The organism is Citrobacter sp. TBCP-5362 (assembly GCF_005406305.1).
GTDB lineage: Bacteria > Pseudomonadota > Gammaproteobacteria > Enterobacterales > Enterobacteriaceae > Citrobacter_B > Citrobacter_B koseri.
Window position 1 is genome coordinate 3020444 of sequence record NZ_CP040234.1, and the last position, 13553, is coordinate 3033996.

Genomic DNA, 13553 nt, shown 5'->3' on the forward strand with positions numbered 1-13553 from the left:
TATCGCTTTTTTTTGATTTTTATCAGCTAACGAAACGCGGGCGGCAGGCGAGATCCTGCTCGCATTTTCACCCGTTTTACACCGCCTTCAGGCGCGTCAGGTCGAGATATTGTCCTGTTGATGCACTTTCCGCCTTCCCGGAAAGCCAGGGGATTTCGCCCAGCAGAGGAGCCGTAATCACCCGCGTTAGCGTCGCCATGTATTCCGCATGGCGCTTTCCGGGCGGCGTCACGTCATTGGCTACCCACCCGGCAAGCGTCAGCCCGGCTTGCTGCACGGCCTGCGCCGTCAGCATGGCATGATTGATACACCCAAGCTTCACGCCCACCACCAGAATCACCGGCAGGTGCTCCGCCGCAACCCAGTCGGCAAACGTCAGCGTTTCGCCAAGCGGAGTAAACCAGCCGCCCGCCCCTTCCACTAACACCCAGTCGGCCTGGCGTTCCAGCGCGCGTAAACCGGCGGACATCACCGAGGCCTGAACGGGTCTCCCCTCCTCTGCGCTCACAATGTGCGGCGAGGTCGGTTCCGCAAAGGTGTAGGGGTTGATCACTTCATAGGCCAGCGTCAGCGTGCTGTTGCGCTGTAGCGCCAGGGCATCGCTATTGCGCAGCCCCTGCGCCGTCATCTCGCTGCCCGACGCCACGGGCTTGTAGCCTGCCGTCCGAAAGCCGCTCTGCGCGGCAGCCTGTAACAGGGCGCAACTGGCGACCGTTTTTCCGACTTCAGTGTCCGTCCCGGTGACAAAATACCGTTTAATCACGTTCAATGACTCCCAAAAAAAGCTGATACGTCAGCGGATATTTCCCCTGCTGCTGCGGCCAGGCCAACTGTAACTGTCGCAACTGCGAACGCGTTAACACGCGCGGTTCACGCCCCTCGTGCAGATGCGTCGCCCCAATGCCTTTAAGCGAACGCATCGCGCTGAGCGCATCATCAAACCACAGGGTGATCGCCTGGATCTGCTGACGGACGCGCCAGCCGTGCATCGCATTGCCGATCGCCTCTGGCGACAAAAAGTGGTTGGCATGCCCCCGGTTATCTACCGCCTGCCAGGCCTGACGCAGTTCCGGCAGCGATCCGTGCGCCAGCGAGGTAAACGCCACCACGCCGCCAGGACGCACCACGCGATACAGTTCGCTTAGCGCGCCGCGCAAGTCGCCGCACCACTGCACCGCCAGGTTGCTCCATGCCAAATCAAACCGCGCCGCCGCCAGCGGGATGGCTTCGATATCCGCCGCAAGGTAATGGTGAGCAGCCTGCTGACGACGCGCCTCATCCAGCATTTGCGCCGAGAGATCGAGCGCCGTGACCTCGCATCCCTGCTCTCGCCAGAAGCGGCTCATCCGCCCTGGCCCACAACCGGCGTCCAGAACGTGCGCACATTCGCGCCCTGCCAGCAGCGCCAGCAGCGCGTCCGCACTCTGGCGTTGCAGTTCAGCGTGCTGCTCATAATGCGACGCCGCGCGCCCAAACGCGGCCGCAATCGCCTGCTTATCAACCTGCGCCATCCAGCACCTCCAGTAAGCGATCAATATCCTGCGCTTCATGCGCCTGAGTGAGCGTCAGGCGCAACCGGGCAGTACCGGCCGGAACGGTAGGCGGTCGGATCGCGCTCACCCAGCATCCCTGCTCCCGCAGAGTATCCGCCAGCCGTAACGCGCGCGCATTGTCTCCGACAATCAGCGGCTGAATCGCACTGTGCGAATTTGCCAGCGTAAAATCGCTGGCCTTAACGCCCGAACGGAAGCGCTGAATTAACGCAGCCAGTTTTTCCCGGCGATCTGCGCCTTCCGGGCTTCGGATCACCGCCAGCGCCGCGCTCAGCGCCTGCGCCTGGGCCGGTGGCATACTGGTGCTGTAGATCAGATGGCGGGCAAACTGCAACAGATAATCCGCAACGCTTTCAGAGCAGAGAATCGCCGCCCCGCTGACGCCAAAACCTTTGCCAAACGTCACAATCAGCAGCTCAGGTTTGACCTGCTGTCGCCAGCAGCTTCCGCGCCCCTCATCACCCGTAACGCCAATACCGTGCGCATCATCCACCAGCAGCCAGGCGTTACGCTGCCGTGCGGCACGGTGGATCTCCGCCAGCGGCGCGCCGTCGCCGTCCATACTGAATATGCCCTCTGTCACCACCAGTTGCTGCCCGCCGCACGGGGCGTCCAGCAGGCGCGCCAGGTGTTGAGGATCGTTGTGGGTAAAGCGGCGAAGCGTCGCCGGGCTGAGGTTTGCCGCTTCCAGCAATGAGGCGTGGCTGAGACGGTCCGCGACAATCCGATCGTCTTTCGCCATCAGCGCGGCGATAACCGCCTGATTCGCCGCAAAGCCAGAGATAAACAGCAGCGCCCGCGAATAGCCAAGCCAGCCTGCCAGCGCCTCCTCAAGCGCCTGATGCGCCACGGAGTAGCCGCTGACGTGGCCGGAGCCGCCGCTGCCGACGCCAAAGCGCTCCGCACCCTGTTGCCAGGCGCGAATAATCTGCGGATGGTGACTTAAACCGAGGTAGTCATTGCTGGAGAAATTCAGATACTGGCGTTCGTTAGCCACCAGCCAACGCCCTGCCCCCTGCGTCACCGCATAGCGGCGACGCAACGCATCGGCAGAACGACGCGCCGTAAGCGCATCGTCGATTTTTTGCTGCCAGGTCATACTGCTGCCGCGTTGTAATAGTCGTCTGTATCCGGGGTCATCAGCGCCTGTTCCAGACGCTGTTGCTGTTCGTTGTCACCAGCCAGCACCGACGTTTGCTGCGGGTTCAGCCCCAGTTTGCGGAACAGCTGGAGATCTTTGTCTTCTTCCGGGTTCGGCGTGGTCAGCAGCTTACAGCCGTAGAAGATGGAGTTCGCCCCCGCCATAAAGCACATCGCCTGCGTTTGCTCGTTCATCTGTTCGCGACCCGCAGAAAGACGCACGTAGGAGGTTGGCATCATAATGCGCGCGACAGCGATCGTGCGGATGAAATCAAACGCATCCACATCCTCATTATCCGCCAGCGGCGTACCTTTGACCTTCACCAGCATGTTGATCGGCACGCTTTCCGGCGGGGTCGGCAAATTCGCCAGTTGCAACAGCAGCCCGGCGCGATCTTTAACCGTTTCGCCTAAGCCAACGATACCGCCAGAGCAGACTTTAATCCCCGCTTCACGCACTTTGTCCAGCGTATCAAGACGTTCCTGATACGAGCGGGTCGTGATGATGTTGCCGTAAAATTCCGGGGAGGTATCCAGGTTGTGGTTGTAGTAGTCCAGCCCGGCGTTGGCGAGGCGCTGCGCCTGAGATTCATTGAGCGTGCCGAGGGTCATACAGGCTTCCAGCCCCATCGCCTTCACGCCCTGCACCATCTGTTCCAGATACGGCATATCGCGCTCGTGCGGGTTTTTCCATGCCGCGCCCATGCAGAAACGGGTTGAACCGGCGTTCTTCGCTTTGCGCGCGGAGTCCAGCACCTGCTCCACTTCCATCAGACGTTCCGCTTCCAGCCCCGTCTTATAGCGGGAACTCTGCGGGCAATATTTGCAGTCTTCCGGGCAGGCGCCGGTTTTAATCGACAGCAGCGTGCTGACCTGCACCTGTTGCGGATCGAAATGCTGACGATGGATTTGCTGCGCGTCAAACAGCAGATCCAGCAGCGGTTTATTAAATAATTCGGTAACTTGCGACAATGTCCAGCGTGGGTGGTGAGCCATAGGGCCTCTCCAAAGGGTGTTGTTAATTCTTGATTCGGTGTAGACTCGTAAACCTAAATGTTTTTAATTTGGTTTACAAGTCGATTATGACAACGGACGATCTTGCCTTTGACCAACGCCATATCTGGCATCCCTATACCTCCATGACCTCCCCGCTCCCGGTTTATCCGGTTGCGCGCGCCGAGGGTTGCGAACTGATTTTGGCCAACGGCGACCGTCTGATCGACGGCATGTCGTCATGGTGGGCGGCGATCCACGGTTACAGCCATCCACAGCTCAACGCCGCGATGAAAACGCAAATTGACGCCATGTCGCATGTGATGTTTGGCGGCATTACCCATGCCCCTGCGGTCAACCTGTGTCGCAAGCTGGTGGCGATGACGCCGCAAGCGCTGGAGTGCGTGTTCCTGGCGGACTCCGGTTCGGTGGCGGTGGAAGTGGCGATGAAAATGGCGCTGCAATACTGGCAGGCGAAAGGCGAGTCTCGTCAGCGTTTTCTGACCTTTCGCAACGGCTATCACGGAGACACCTTCGGCGCGATGTCGGTATGCGATCCAGATAACTCAATGCACAGCCTGTGGAAGGGCTATCTGCCGGAAAACCTCTTTGCCCCCGCCCCGCAAAGCCGGATGGATGGCGAATGGGACGAGCGGGATATGGTGGCCTTTGCCCGCCTGATGGCGGCGCACCGGCATGAGATTGCGGCGGTGATTCTGGAGCCCATTGTCCAGGGCGCAGGCGGGATGCGGATGTATCACCCGGAGTGGCTTCGCCGCATCCGCAAGATGTGCGATCGTGAAGGGATTCTGCTGATTGCCGATGAGATCGCCACCGGATTTGGCCGCACAGGTAAACTGTTTGCCTGCGAACATGCAGACATTACGCCGGATATTTTGTGTCTCGGTAAGGCCATCACCGGCGGTACGATGACGCTTTCCGCCACGCTAACCACCCGTCTGGTCGCTGAAACCATCAGCAACGGCGAAGCCGGTTGCTTTATGCATGGCCCGACTTTTATGGGCAATCCGCTGGCATGTGCCGTGGCTTGCGCCAGTCTTTCCCTGCTGGAAACGGGCGAGTGGCAGCAGCAGGTGGCGGCGATTGAAACGCAGTTACGCCGCGAATTAGCGCCCGCGCGCGCATCGTCCTGGGTCGCTGACGTGCGCGTACTCGGCGCCATCGGCGTCGTGGAAACCACGCACCCGGTCAATATGGCGGCGTTACAGCGTTTCTTTGTCGGGCAAGGCGTCTGGGTGCGCCCGTTCGGTAAACTGATCTACCTGATGCCGCCCTATATCATCCAGCCGGAACAATTGCATCGTCTGACGCAGGCGGTGAACGACGCTGTGCGCAATGAAACATTTTTTATCCATTAATCAGCGGTAAGCTGTAGCGGTTCTGGCTACACTTCCTTGCTAATCAGTAGATTAATGGAGGCGGTATGAAACTTATCAGCAACGACCTGCGCGACGGGGAAAAACTGCCCCATCGCCATGTGTTTAACGGCATGGGCTATGACGGGGACAACATCTCCCCGCATCTGGCCTGGGACGAGGTGCCCGCCGGTACGAAAAGCTTTGTCGTGACCTGCTACGATCCCGATGCGCCAACCGGCTCAGGCTGGTGGCACTGGATTGTCGCCAACCTGCCAGCCGATACCCGCGTACTGCCGCAAGGGTTTGGTTCCGGCCTGGTGGCGATGCCGGAAGGGACTCTCCAGACGCGCACCGATTTTGGTAAAGCAGGCTACGGCGGCGCAGCTCCGCCGAAAGGGGAAACGCACCGCTACATCTTTACCGTTCACGCGCTGGATGTGGAGCGCATTGATGTCGATGCAGGCGCCAGCGGCGCGATGGTGGGCTTTAACGTCCATTTCCATTCGCTCGCCAGCGCGTCGATTACCGCAATGTTCAGCTAAGTGCCGTTGTTGCCTGATGGCGACGCTAAAGCGTCTTATCCGGCCTGCGGCACCTGACACCCAGCGCCGTAGGCCGGATAAGCGTCAGCGCCATCCGGCATTTTTTTACAAGAAATCAGGTAATAACCGGAACAAGTCCCCGCGCGCCAGCAGTTCGGTCGCGCACTCAATATCCGGCGCGAAGAAACGGTCCTGAGTATAATGCGGCACCTGCTCGCGCAGCGCTTTTCGCGCCTGCTCCAGCAGCGGGCTTGAGGTTAACCCTTCCCGGAGGTCGATACCCTGACAGGCCGCCAGCCACTCTACCGCAATGACCCCACGCGTGTTTGCCGCCATTTCCCATAGTCGCCGACCCGCAGCGGGCGCCATCGACACATGATCTTCCTGATTGGCCGACGTCGGCAGGCTGTCCACGCTGTGCGGATGCGCCAGCGCTTTGTTCTCGCTGGCCAGCGCCGCAGCGGTCACCTGCGCAATCATAAAACCGGAGTTGACGCCGCCGTTTTTCACCAGGAAAGGCGGCAACTGCGACATATGTTTATCCATCATCAGCGCGATACGCCTTTCCGACAGCGCGCCGATTTCCGCAATCGCCAGCGCCAGATTATCCGCCGCCATCGCCACCGGTTCGGCATGGAAGTTACCGCCGGAAATCACATCCCCCTCTTCGGCAAACACCAGCGGATTATCCGAAACGGCGTTGGCTTCAACGAGCAGCACCTCCATCGCCTGACGCAGTTGTGTGAGGCACGCGCCCATCACCTGCGGCTGACAACGCAGCGAGTACGGGTCCTGCACCTTTTCACAGTTATGGTGCGACTGTGCTATCGCGCTGGTCTCCGTCAGAACGTGGCGGAACAGCCCGGCGGCGTCGATCTGCCCACGCTGACCGCGCGCGGCATGAATGCGCGCATCAAACGGTCGGCGCGACCCCAGAACGGCTTCGGTGGTTAACGCCCCGCAGACCACCGCAGAGGCGAACAGCGCCTGCGCTTCGAACAGCCCACGCAGCGCAAAGGCGGTGGAGGCCTGGGTGCCATTCAGCAGCGCCAGTCCCTCTTTCGCCGCCAGCGTGATCGGTTCCAGTCCGGCCTTTTTCAACGCCTCTTTCGCCGGAAGCCACTCCCCCTGCCAGCGGGCTTTCCCTTCGCCAAGCAGCGTCAACGACATATGCGCCAGCGGCGCCAGATCGCCCGATGCCCCTACAGAACCTTTCGCCGGGATCAGCGGCCAGACCTCTGCGTTAACCAGCGCAATCAGCGCTTCAATCACGCTCAGGCGAATGCCCGAGAAACCACGCGCCAGGCTATTGATTTTCAGCACCATGATCAGACGCACCATCGCGTCGTCCAGCGGCTCGCCAATACCCGCCGCGTGGGAGAGCACCAGCGAACGTTGCAGGTTTTGCAGATCCTCCGTGGCGATGCGCGTCTGCGCCAGCAGACCAAAACCGGTATTGATACCGTAGGCCGTGCGCCCCTCGGCGACGATATTGTTCACGCAGTCGACGCTGGCATTAATACCGTCAACCGCGCTGCTATCAAGACGCAGTTGCACTGGCTGCTGCCAGACGGCGCGAAGCTGCGCAAAACTCAGATGACCCGGCGTTAACGTAAGCGTATTCATATCAGCGTTTTCCTTGAGTAGCCGCGATCATCGGCAAGTTCAGCCCTTGTTCTGCGGCGCATTCAACCGCAATCTCATACCCGGCGTCAGCATGACGCATCACGCCTGTCGCCGGATCGTTATGCAGCACTCTGGCGATACGCGCCGCCGCCTCGTCGGTGCCGTCGCAGACAATCACCATTCCGGCATGTTGCGAGAACCCCATGCCGACGCCGCCGCCATGATGCAGCGAAACCCAGGTCGCACCGCTGGCGGTATTGAGCAGCGCGTTCAGTAACGGCCAGTCGGATACCGCATCAGAACCGTCGCGCATCGCTTCCGTTTCCCGGTTTGGACTGGCGACGGAGCCGGAATCCAGATGATCGCGGCCAATGACGATCGGCGCGGAGACCTCTCCACGGCGTACCATTTCGTTAAACGCCAGACCCAGCTTTTGCCGCCACGCCAGCCCCACCCAGCAAATACGCGCCGGTAAGCCCTGGAAGTTAATACGTTCGCGCGCCATATCCAGCCAGTGATGCAGATGTTTGTCATCCGCCACAATCTCTTTGACTTTGGCATCGGTTTTATAAATATCTTCTGGATCGCCGGAAAGCGCCACCCAACGGAATGGGCCGATCCCCCGACAAAAAAGCGGGCGGATATAGGCCGGAACGAACCCAGGAAAATCAAAGGCGTTCTCTACGCCCATCTCTTTCGCCATCTGGCGGATATTGTTGCCATAATCGAAGGTCGGGACGCCCATTTCACTGAACGCCAGCATCGCCTGTACGTGCTTCGCCATTGAGCGTTTCGCCGCCTGTACCGTGCCCTGTGGATCTGACGCCGCTTTCGCCTGATACTCCTCCCAACGCCAGCCAGAGGGCAGATAACCGTGCAGCGGATCGTGCGCGCTGGTCTGGTCGGTCACCAGATCCGGGCGAACGCCGCGTTTTACCAGTTCCGGCACGACGTCCGCCGCGTTGGCGCACAGCGCAACGGAGACGGCTTTACCTTCGCGGGTATATTTTTCAATTCGCGCCAGCGCGTCGTCCAGCGAGGTGGCCTGTTCATCGACGTAGCGGGTACGCAGACGGAAATCAATACGGCTTTGCTGGCATTCGATATTCAGCGAGCACGCCCCCGCCAGCGTCGCGGCCAGCGGCTGCGCGCCGCCCATACCGCCAAGCCCGGCGGTCAGTACCCAGCGCCCGGACAAATTCCCCTGATAGTGCTGCCGTCCTGCTTCAACAAAGGTTTCATAGGTACCCTGCACGATGCCCTGACTGCCGATATAGATCCAGCTTCCGGCGGTCATCTGGCCGTACATCGCCAGCCCTTTGGCGTCCAACTCATTGAAATGTTCCCAGGTCGCCCAGTGCGGCACCAGGTTGGAGTTAGCGATCAGGACACGCGGCGCGTTTTCGTGGGTCTTAAACACGCCGACCGGTTTACCGGACTGCACCAGCAGGGTTTCATCGGCCTCCAGTTTGGTCAGCGCATTGATGATGGCGTCATAGCACTCCCAGTCGCGCGCTGCGCGGCCAATGCCGCCATAAACCACCAGTTCATGCGGATTCTCGGCAACATCGGGATCGAGGTTGTTCATTAACATGCGCAGCGGCGCTTCGGTTAACCAGCTTTTTGCCGTCAGGGTTGTTCCCCTCGGGGCGCGAATATCCTGCTGACGATACTTGCTTTGAGGCATGACACCAGACTCCTTACGATGATCGGACAGATAAGCAACATATACTTGTCTATACAACTTGTCGCAAGGCTGATTTTAACAACTGAGATACATTTTTGTTATATTGCGTCAGCAATCACGCTTTTTATCGCGCCGTCATTCAGGACATAAAATGGCCCTGCAACCGGTAGCGAGAACCGGGGAAAAGCAGGCGAGCGTGAGAAACAATGTGCGACGCAGACCAGGTGCGTCGATGAATTAACAGGCAGGGATCGTGCTCCTTAATGTTCAGCAGCGCGCACTCTTCCGCCGTGGCGCGCACGGCTTCCACAATGTGCTCTCCTTCCGTTAGCGGGGCGATCAGCGACAGGTATGCATGAGGCGTGGTCTGACTGTAATCCTGCGCCAGATAATCCGGTACAACGCCGGCATTCACACAGCGATCCTCAATCTGCACCGGCAGATCGTTTTCATAGTGCACCATCACCGAATGAAAAATCAGCGTGCCTTCACGCACATTCAGGGCCGTGGCCTGAAGCGCATTCGCCTGCGTCTGTTCCAGCGTCAGCACCTCACAGCGGTGCTGATGGTGACGGGCGACGATTTCATCGGCAATGCTGCGAATTTCAAACAGTGCGGACTGCCCTTTCGGTTCCGCCACAAATGTGCCGACGCCCTGTAAACGCACCAGCAGCCCTTCATCCGTTAATTCCCGCAACGCCCGGTTGATTGTCATCCGGCTGAAGCCAAATTGCGCCACCAGTTCCGCTTCCGAGGGAATACGGTCATGCGGGCGCCAGACGCCGCTGGCGATGTTGTCGCTGATCGTCTGTTTGACCTTTTCATAGAAAGGCACAGGGGCAGAACGGGATGGGAGCATGCGTAAGCCTTCCTTAAGCGTATGATTTTATTTGCCGGATGGCATTATCCGGCCTGTAACGCGATTCTGGGCCGGACAAACATCGCGATTAACGCCACCCGTGTGCGATTTGCCAGCCGAGGCGTGCCGCAACACGCGCGGCGTTGCCATCATCGTCAAAGCGCGGATTAAATTCAACCATATCCACCGCCTGTAGCTTACCGCTGCGACAAACGGCATCGACAAGCCGCATCACCGTCGCCAACGGCACACCGAGCGCTGCGGGCGCAGACACTGCGGGCATCTCCCAGGCGGGCAGCACATCAAGATCGATGGTCAGGTAGATCTTATCCACGCTGTCGATAACCTGCGCCAACGGCGCCTGAGCGGTATCACAATCCACGTCTTCTACGATGGTCACTCCGCGTTGTTGCGCCTCATCCCATAACGCCTGCGTATTTGCCGCCCGACTGACGCCAAAGCAGGCGTAATGAAACTCACGCTGTTGTTCATCGCATAATTGCGCCAACTGGCGAAACGGCGTACCGGAGGTGGCGTGGTCAGCCCGACGCAGATCCAGATGCGCATCAAGATTAATAATGCCGACTCTGGCATGCGGGAACGCATCAAGCAGTCCCGCGCCATGCCCAAACGCCGTTTCATGTCCGCCGCCTAGCACAAACGTGCGCATATCCGCCTGCTGGCAGCGCCGTACCGCATCGCGAAGCGCCTGCTGCGCGCCTTCCAGATCGGGGGCTTGCGCAATAATGTTACCTAAATCCACCAGCCGATCGTGGCCGTGGTGAGAGGCCAGGTTCGCCAGCGCCCGGCGCAGGGCATCCGGCGCGCCAGCGGCGCCAGGTCGCCCCTGGTTTCGCTTCACGCCTTCGTCACAGGCAAAGCCGAGCAAGGCGATTTTTTCACGATACATTTCGGGAGAAAACGTCGGGCTGCGCGTCACCGTCTGAAAGAGACGCAGCGCGTTAGCCGCCTCGGCGCTGTCATCACGCCCCTGCCAGAGCGTGGGAGATGCGGGTTGCCATTGCGTCATGTTACTTCTCCTCTGAATACACGGTGACAGAGCGGGTTACGCCCCGGTTCATAAAGGATTTCAACCGGAAGCTCAGCGTCCCATACGGCAAAGTCAGCGACATATCCCGCTTTCAATTGCCCATGCGTCGTCTGCCGCCCCAGCGCGCGCGCAGCATGCCGCGTCACGCCCGCCCACGCCTCTTCCGGCGTTAAGCCAAACTGTACGCAGGCCATGTTCATCGCCAGATGCAAACTGATAAACGGACTGGTGCCGGGGTTAAAGTCCGTTGCAACCGCCATTGGCACGCCATAGTGGCGGAGCAACGCCACCGGCGGGCGCTGCGTCTCTTTGAGGAAATAAAACGCCCCCGGCAGCAGAACGCCCACGGTGCCGCTGCGACTCATCGCCGCCACGCCAGCCTCATCCAGATACTCAATATGGTCGGCGGATAACCCCTGATAACGACTCACCAGTTGCGCGCCCCCCAGCAAGGAGAGCTGCTCAACGTGCCCTTTTACCGGAATGCCCAACGCCTGAGCGGCCTGAAATACCCGCTCACTCTGCGCCAGGTTAAACCCCACGCTTTCACAGAAAAGATCCACCGACTCAAACAGCCCTTTTGCCCATAATCCGGGCAGAATACTTTCGCAAACTAGCGTGATATAGCCGTCGGGATCGTCACGGTATTCTGCTGGCGTCGCGTGTGCCGCCAGCAGGGTAGGACTGATTTCCACCCTGTTTTCATGCGCCAGCGCAGCGGCAACGCGCAACATTTTCTCTTCCGTGGCGAAATTCAGGCCATAGCCGGATTTCACCTCCAGCAACGTAACGCCTTCTTGCAGCAATCGCGCCATCCGCGCGCGCGCAACAGTTAAAAGTTCATCTTCAGAGGCCGTCCGGGTCGCGGCGACGGTCGCGTTGATACCGCCGCCCTGCGCGCTGATCTGCTGGTACGACACGCCGTTAAGCCGCTGCTCCCACTCCCCGGCGCGCGTGCCGCCAAAAATCAGGTGGGTGTGACAGTCAATCAATCCGGGCGTGACCAGTCGGCCTTGCAGATCCACGGTATTGCGGTGCGCGGCGTTGAGCGACGACGCAGGCACAATATCCAGAATCCGGCCCTGGCGGACGACAAGCGCATGATCGTCCACCATCCCATAAGGGCTACCGCGTTCAGTATCCATCGTCGCCAGTCGGCCATTCCGCCAGATCGTGTCATCAGGTAAAAGTTGCGCCATTGGGTTCATCACTTGTCATGGGTTGTCTATACATTTATTTTTTATTCTGCCGGGGTTGTCAATCTTACAGGCCATGAATGTTATTTATTTGTGATGTACTTGCCTGGAACATCGGGTGCGCGGCGTCTAAAAAAGAACTTTTTACCTTTTCACCTTCCCGTTTCGCTCAACTTAGTATAAAAAAGCAGGCTTCAATGGAATTAATTTAACTTTCAAAGCCCGGAGCAACCTGTGAACACATTTTCGGTTTCCCGTCTGGCGCTGGCACTGGCTTTTGGCGTGACGCTGACCGCCTGTAGCTCTACGCCGCCCGATCAAATCCCATCCGATCAGACCGCGCCAGGAACCTCCTCGCGTCCGATCCTGTCAGCGAACGAAGCGCAGAATTTCGTTGCTGCACACTATTTCTCGTCACTGACGCCGAATACGGCGCCGTGGACGCCTTCCGCCATTACGCTGCCTGCGCAACCTGACTTCGTTGTCGGCCCGGCTGGCACGCCAGGCGTGACGCACACCACCATTCAGGCGGCGGTAGATGCAGCAATTACGCAGCGCAGCAGCAAGCGTCTGTACATCGCCATTATGCCGGGCGAGTATCAGGGAACCGTGTATATCCCGGCGGCGCCTGGCAGCCTGACGCTGTACGGCACGGGCGAGAACGCGATTGATGTGAAAATCGGCCAGGCGATTGACGGCGAAATGAGCACGACCGACTGGCGTCGTTCAGTGAACCCGGGCGGTAAATACATGCCGGGCAAACCTGCGTGGTATATGTTTGATAACTGCCAGAGCAAACGCGGCGCCAGCATTGGCGTGATGTGTTCTGCGGTGGTCTGGTCACAGAATGACGGCTTGCAGTTACAAAATCTGACCATCGAAAACAATCTCGGTGACAGCGTTGACGCCGGCAACCATCCGGCAGTGGCCTTACGCACTGACGGCGACAAAGTGCAGATTAATAAAGTGAACATTCTGGGTCGCCAGAATACCTTCTTCGTGACCAACAGCGGCGTGCAGAACCGTCTGCAAAACGATCGCCAACCACGCACGCTGGTGACGAACAGTTACATTGAAGGGGATGTGGATATGGTTTCCGGTCGCGGCGCAGTGGTGTTCGATAACACCGATTTCCGCGTGGTGAACTCCCGTACCCAGCAGGAAGCGTATGTTTTCGCTCCGGCAACGCTGTCGAATATTTATTACGGTTTCCTCGCCACCAACAGCCGCTTTACCGCCGCAGGTGATGGCGTCGCGCAACTGGGTCGTTCGCTGGATGTGGATGCCAACACCAACGGTCAGGTCGTTATCCGCGATAGCGTGATTAACGAAGGGTTCAATATGGCGAAACCGTGGGCTGACGCCGTTATCTCCAAACGTCCTTTTGCCGGGAATACTGGCGCGAAGGATGATAAAGACGAGGTACAGCGTAACCTGAACGACACGAACTTTAACCGGATGTGGGAATACAACAACCGGGGTTTAGGCAGTAAAGTGGTTGCCGAACCGAAGCAATAATATCTGCTG

Annotated in this window: 12 protein-coding genes; 3 read left to right on the top strand and 9 right to left on the bottom strand. The window is 59.1% G+C overall.

Annotated elements, in window-relative coordinates:
- Positions 1 to 76 precede the first annotated feature (76 nt).
- From bioD to bioB, 4 genes are read right to left on the bottom strand one after another with little or no spacing between them, the layout of a single operon-like run.
- A complete protein-coding gene (gene bioD, locus FD428_RS14440) occupies positions 77 to 763 on the bottom strand; it encodes a dethiobiotin synthase (protein ID WP_012133199.1) in 687 nt (228 codons plus the stop codon).
- Complete coding sequence (bioC, locus tag FD428_RS14445) at positions 756 to 1511, bottom strand: malonyl-ACP O-methyltransferase BioC (protein WP_012133200.1); 756 nt, start codon at positions 1509 to 1511, stop codon at positions 756 to 758. Before bioC ends, bioD begins: the two co-directional genes overlap by 8 nt.
- Positions 1498 to 2652: an 8-amino-7-oxononanoate synthase gene (gene bioF, locus FD428_RS14450; protein WP_012133201.1), complete on the bottom strand. Its 1155-nt coding sequence runs from the start codon at positions 2650 to 2652 to the stop codon at positions 1498 to 1500. Before bioF ends, bioC begins: the two co-directional genes overlap by 14 nt.
- The gene (gene bioB, locus FD428_RS14455; RefSeq protein ID WP_012133202.1) at positions 2649 to 3689 is read right to left on the bottom strand and encodes a biotin synthase BioB; all 1041 of its coding nucleotides are present in this window, start codon (positions 3687 to 3689) and stop codon (positions 2649 to 2651) included. The genes bioF and bioB overlap by 4 nt, the downstream gene beginning before the upstream one ends.
- Before the next feature lie 86 nt (positions 3690 to 3775).
- Here bioB and bioA point away from each other — a divergent pair, with 86 nt between their 5' ends.
- Positions 3776 to 5065, top strand: a complete 1290-nt coding sequence (gene bioA, locus FD428_RS14460; RefSeq protein WP_114848492.1) for an adenosylmethionine--8-amino-7-oxononanoate transaminase — start codon at positions 3776 to 3778, stop codon at positions 5063 to 5065.
- A gap of 65 nt (positions 5066 to 5130) precedes the next feature.
- Positions 5131 to 5607 carry a kinase inhibitor gene (locus FD428_RS14465; protein WP_049010068.1) on the top strand — a complete coding sequence of 159 codons (477 nt, stop codon included), beginning with the start codon at positions 5131 to 5133 and terminating at the stop codon, positions 5605 to 5607.
- Positions 5608 to 5712: 105 nt separating this feature from the next.
- On the opposite strand, the gene hutH is transcribed toward FD428_RS14465, so the two are convergent.
- The 5 genes from hutH to hutI form a co-directional block, all read right to left on the bottom strand.
- Positions 5713 to 7233 (bottom strand): histidine ammonia-lyase, encoded by a 1521-nt coding sequence (hutH, locus tag FD428_RS14470; RefSeq protein WP_012133205.1) that lies wholly within the window; start codon positions 7231 to 7233, stop codon positions 5713 to 5715.
- Between the two features lies 1 nt (position 7234).
- Positions 7235 to 8920: a urocanate hydratase gene (hutU, locus tag FD428_RS14475; RefSeq protein ID WP_012133206.1), complete on the bottom strand. Its 1686-nt coding sequence runs from the start codon at positions 8918 to 8920 to the stop codon at positions 7235 to 7237.
- 139 nt (positions 8921 to 9059) lie between these two features.
- Complete coding sequence (locus FD428_RS14480) at positions 9060 to 9779, bottom strand: histidine utilization repressor (RefSeq protein ID WP_114848493.1); 720 nt, start codon at positions 9777 to 9779, stop codon at positions 9060 to 9062.
- A gap of 88 nt (positions 9780 to 9867) precedes the next feature.
- Positions 9868 to 10809 carry a formimidoylglutamase gene (gene hutG, locus FD428_RS14485; protein WP_012133208.1) on the bottom strand — a complete coding sequence of 314 codons (942 nt, stop codon included), beginning with the start codon at positions 10807 to 10809 and terminating at the stop codon, positions 9868 to 9870.
- Positions 10806 to 12029: an imidazolonepropionase gene (gene hutI / locus FD428_RS14490; protein WP_047463727.1), complete on the bottom strand. Its 1224-nt coding sequence runs from the start codon at positions 12027 to 12029 to the stop codon at positions 10806 to 10808. Before hutI ends, hutG begins: the two co-directional genes overlap by 4 nt.
- A 231-nt stretch (positions 12030 to 12260) precedes the next feature.
- Here hutI and FD428_RS14495 point away from each other — a divergent pair, with 231 nt between their 5' ends.
- Positions 12261 to 13544, top strand: coding sequence for a putative acyl-CoA thioester hydrolase (locus FD428_RS14495; protein ID WP_012133211.1), 1284 nt, complete (start codon positions 12261 to 12263; stop codon positions 13542 to 13544).
- Positions 13545 to 13553: the final 9 nt, after the last annotated feature.

What these genes read in the sequence shown, in the direction of transcription:
- bioC (WP_012133200.1), bottom strand. Translation starts at nt 1,511, where the DNA reads ATGGCGCAGGTTGATAAGCAGGCGATTGCGGCCGCGTTTGGGCGCGCG.
- bioF (WP_012133201.1), bottom strand. Translation starts at nt 2,652, where the DNA reads ATGACCTGGCAGCAAAAAATCGACGATGCGCTTACGGCGCGTCGTTCT.
- bioB (WP_012133202.1), bottom strand. Translation starts at nt 3,689, where the DNA reads ATGGCTCACCACCCACGCTGGACATTGTCGCAAGTTACCGAATTATTT.
- bioA (WP_114848492.1), top strand. Translation starts at nt 3,776, where the DNA reads ATGACAACGGACGATCTTGCCTTTGACCAACGCCATATCTGGCATCCC.
- FD428_RS14465 (WP_049010068.1), top strand. Translation starts at nt 5,131, where the DNA reads ATGAAACTTATCAGCAACGACCTGCGCGACGGGGAAAAACTGCCCCAT.
- hutH (WP_012133205.1), bottom strand. Translation starts at nt 7,233, where the DNA reads ATGAATACGCTTACGTTAACGCCGGGTCATCTGAGTTTTGCGCAGCTT.
- hutU (WP_012133206.1), bottom strand. Translation starts at nt 8,920, where the DNA reads ATGCCTCAAAGCAAGTATCGTCAGCAGGATATTCGCGCCCCGAGGGGA.
- FD428_RS14480 (WP_114848493.1), bottom strand. Translation starts at nt 9,779, where the DNA reads ATGCTCCCATCCCGTTCTGCCCCTGTGCCTTTCTATGAAAAGGTCAAA.
- hutG (WP_012133208.1), bottom strand. Translation starts at nt 10,809, where the DNA reads ATGACGCAATGGCAACCCGCATCTCCCACGCTCTGGCAGGGGCGTGAT.
- hutI (WP_047463727.1), bottom strand. Translation starts at nt 12,029, where the DNA reads ATGGCGCAACTTTTACCTGATGACACGATCTGGCGGAATGGCCGACTG.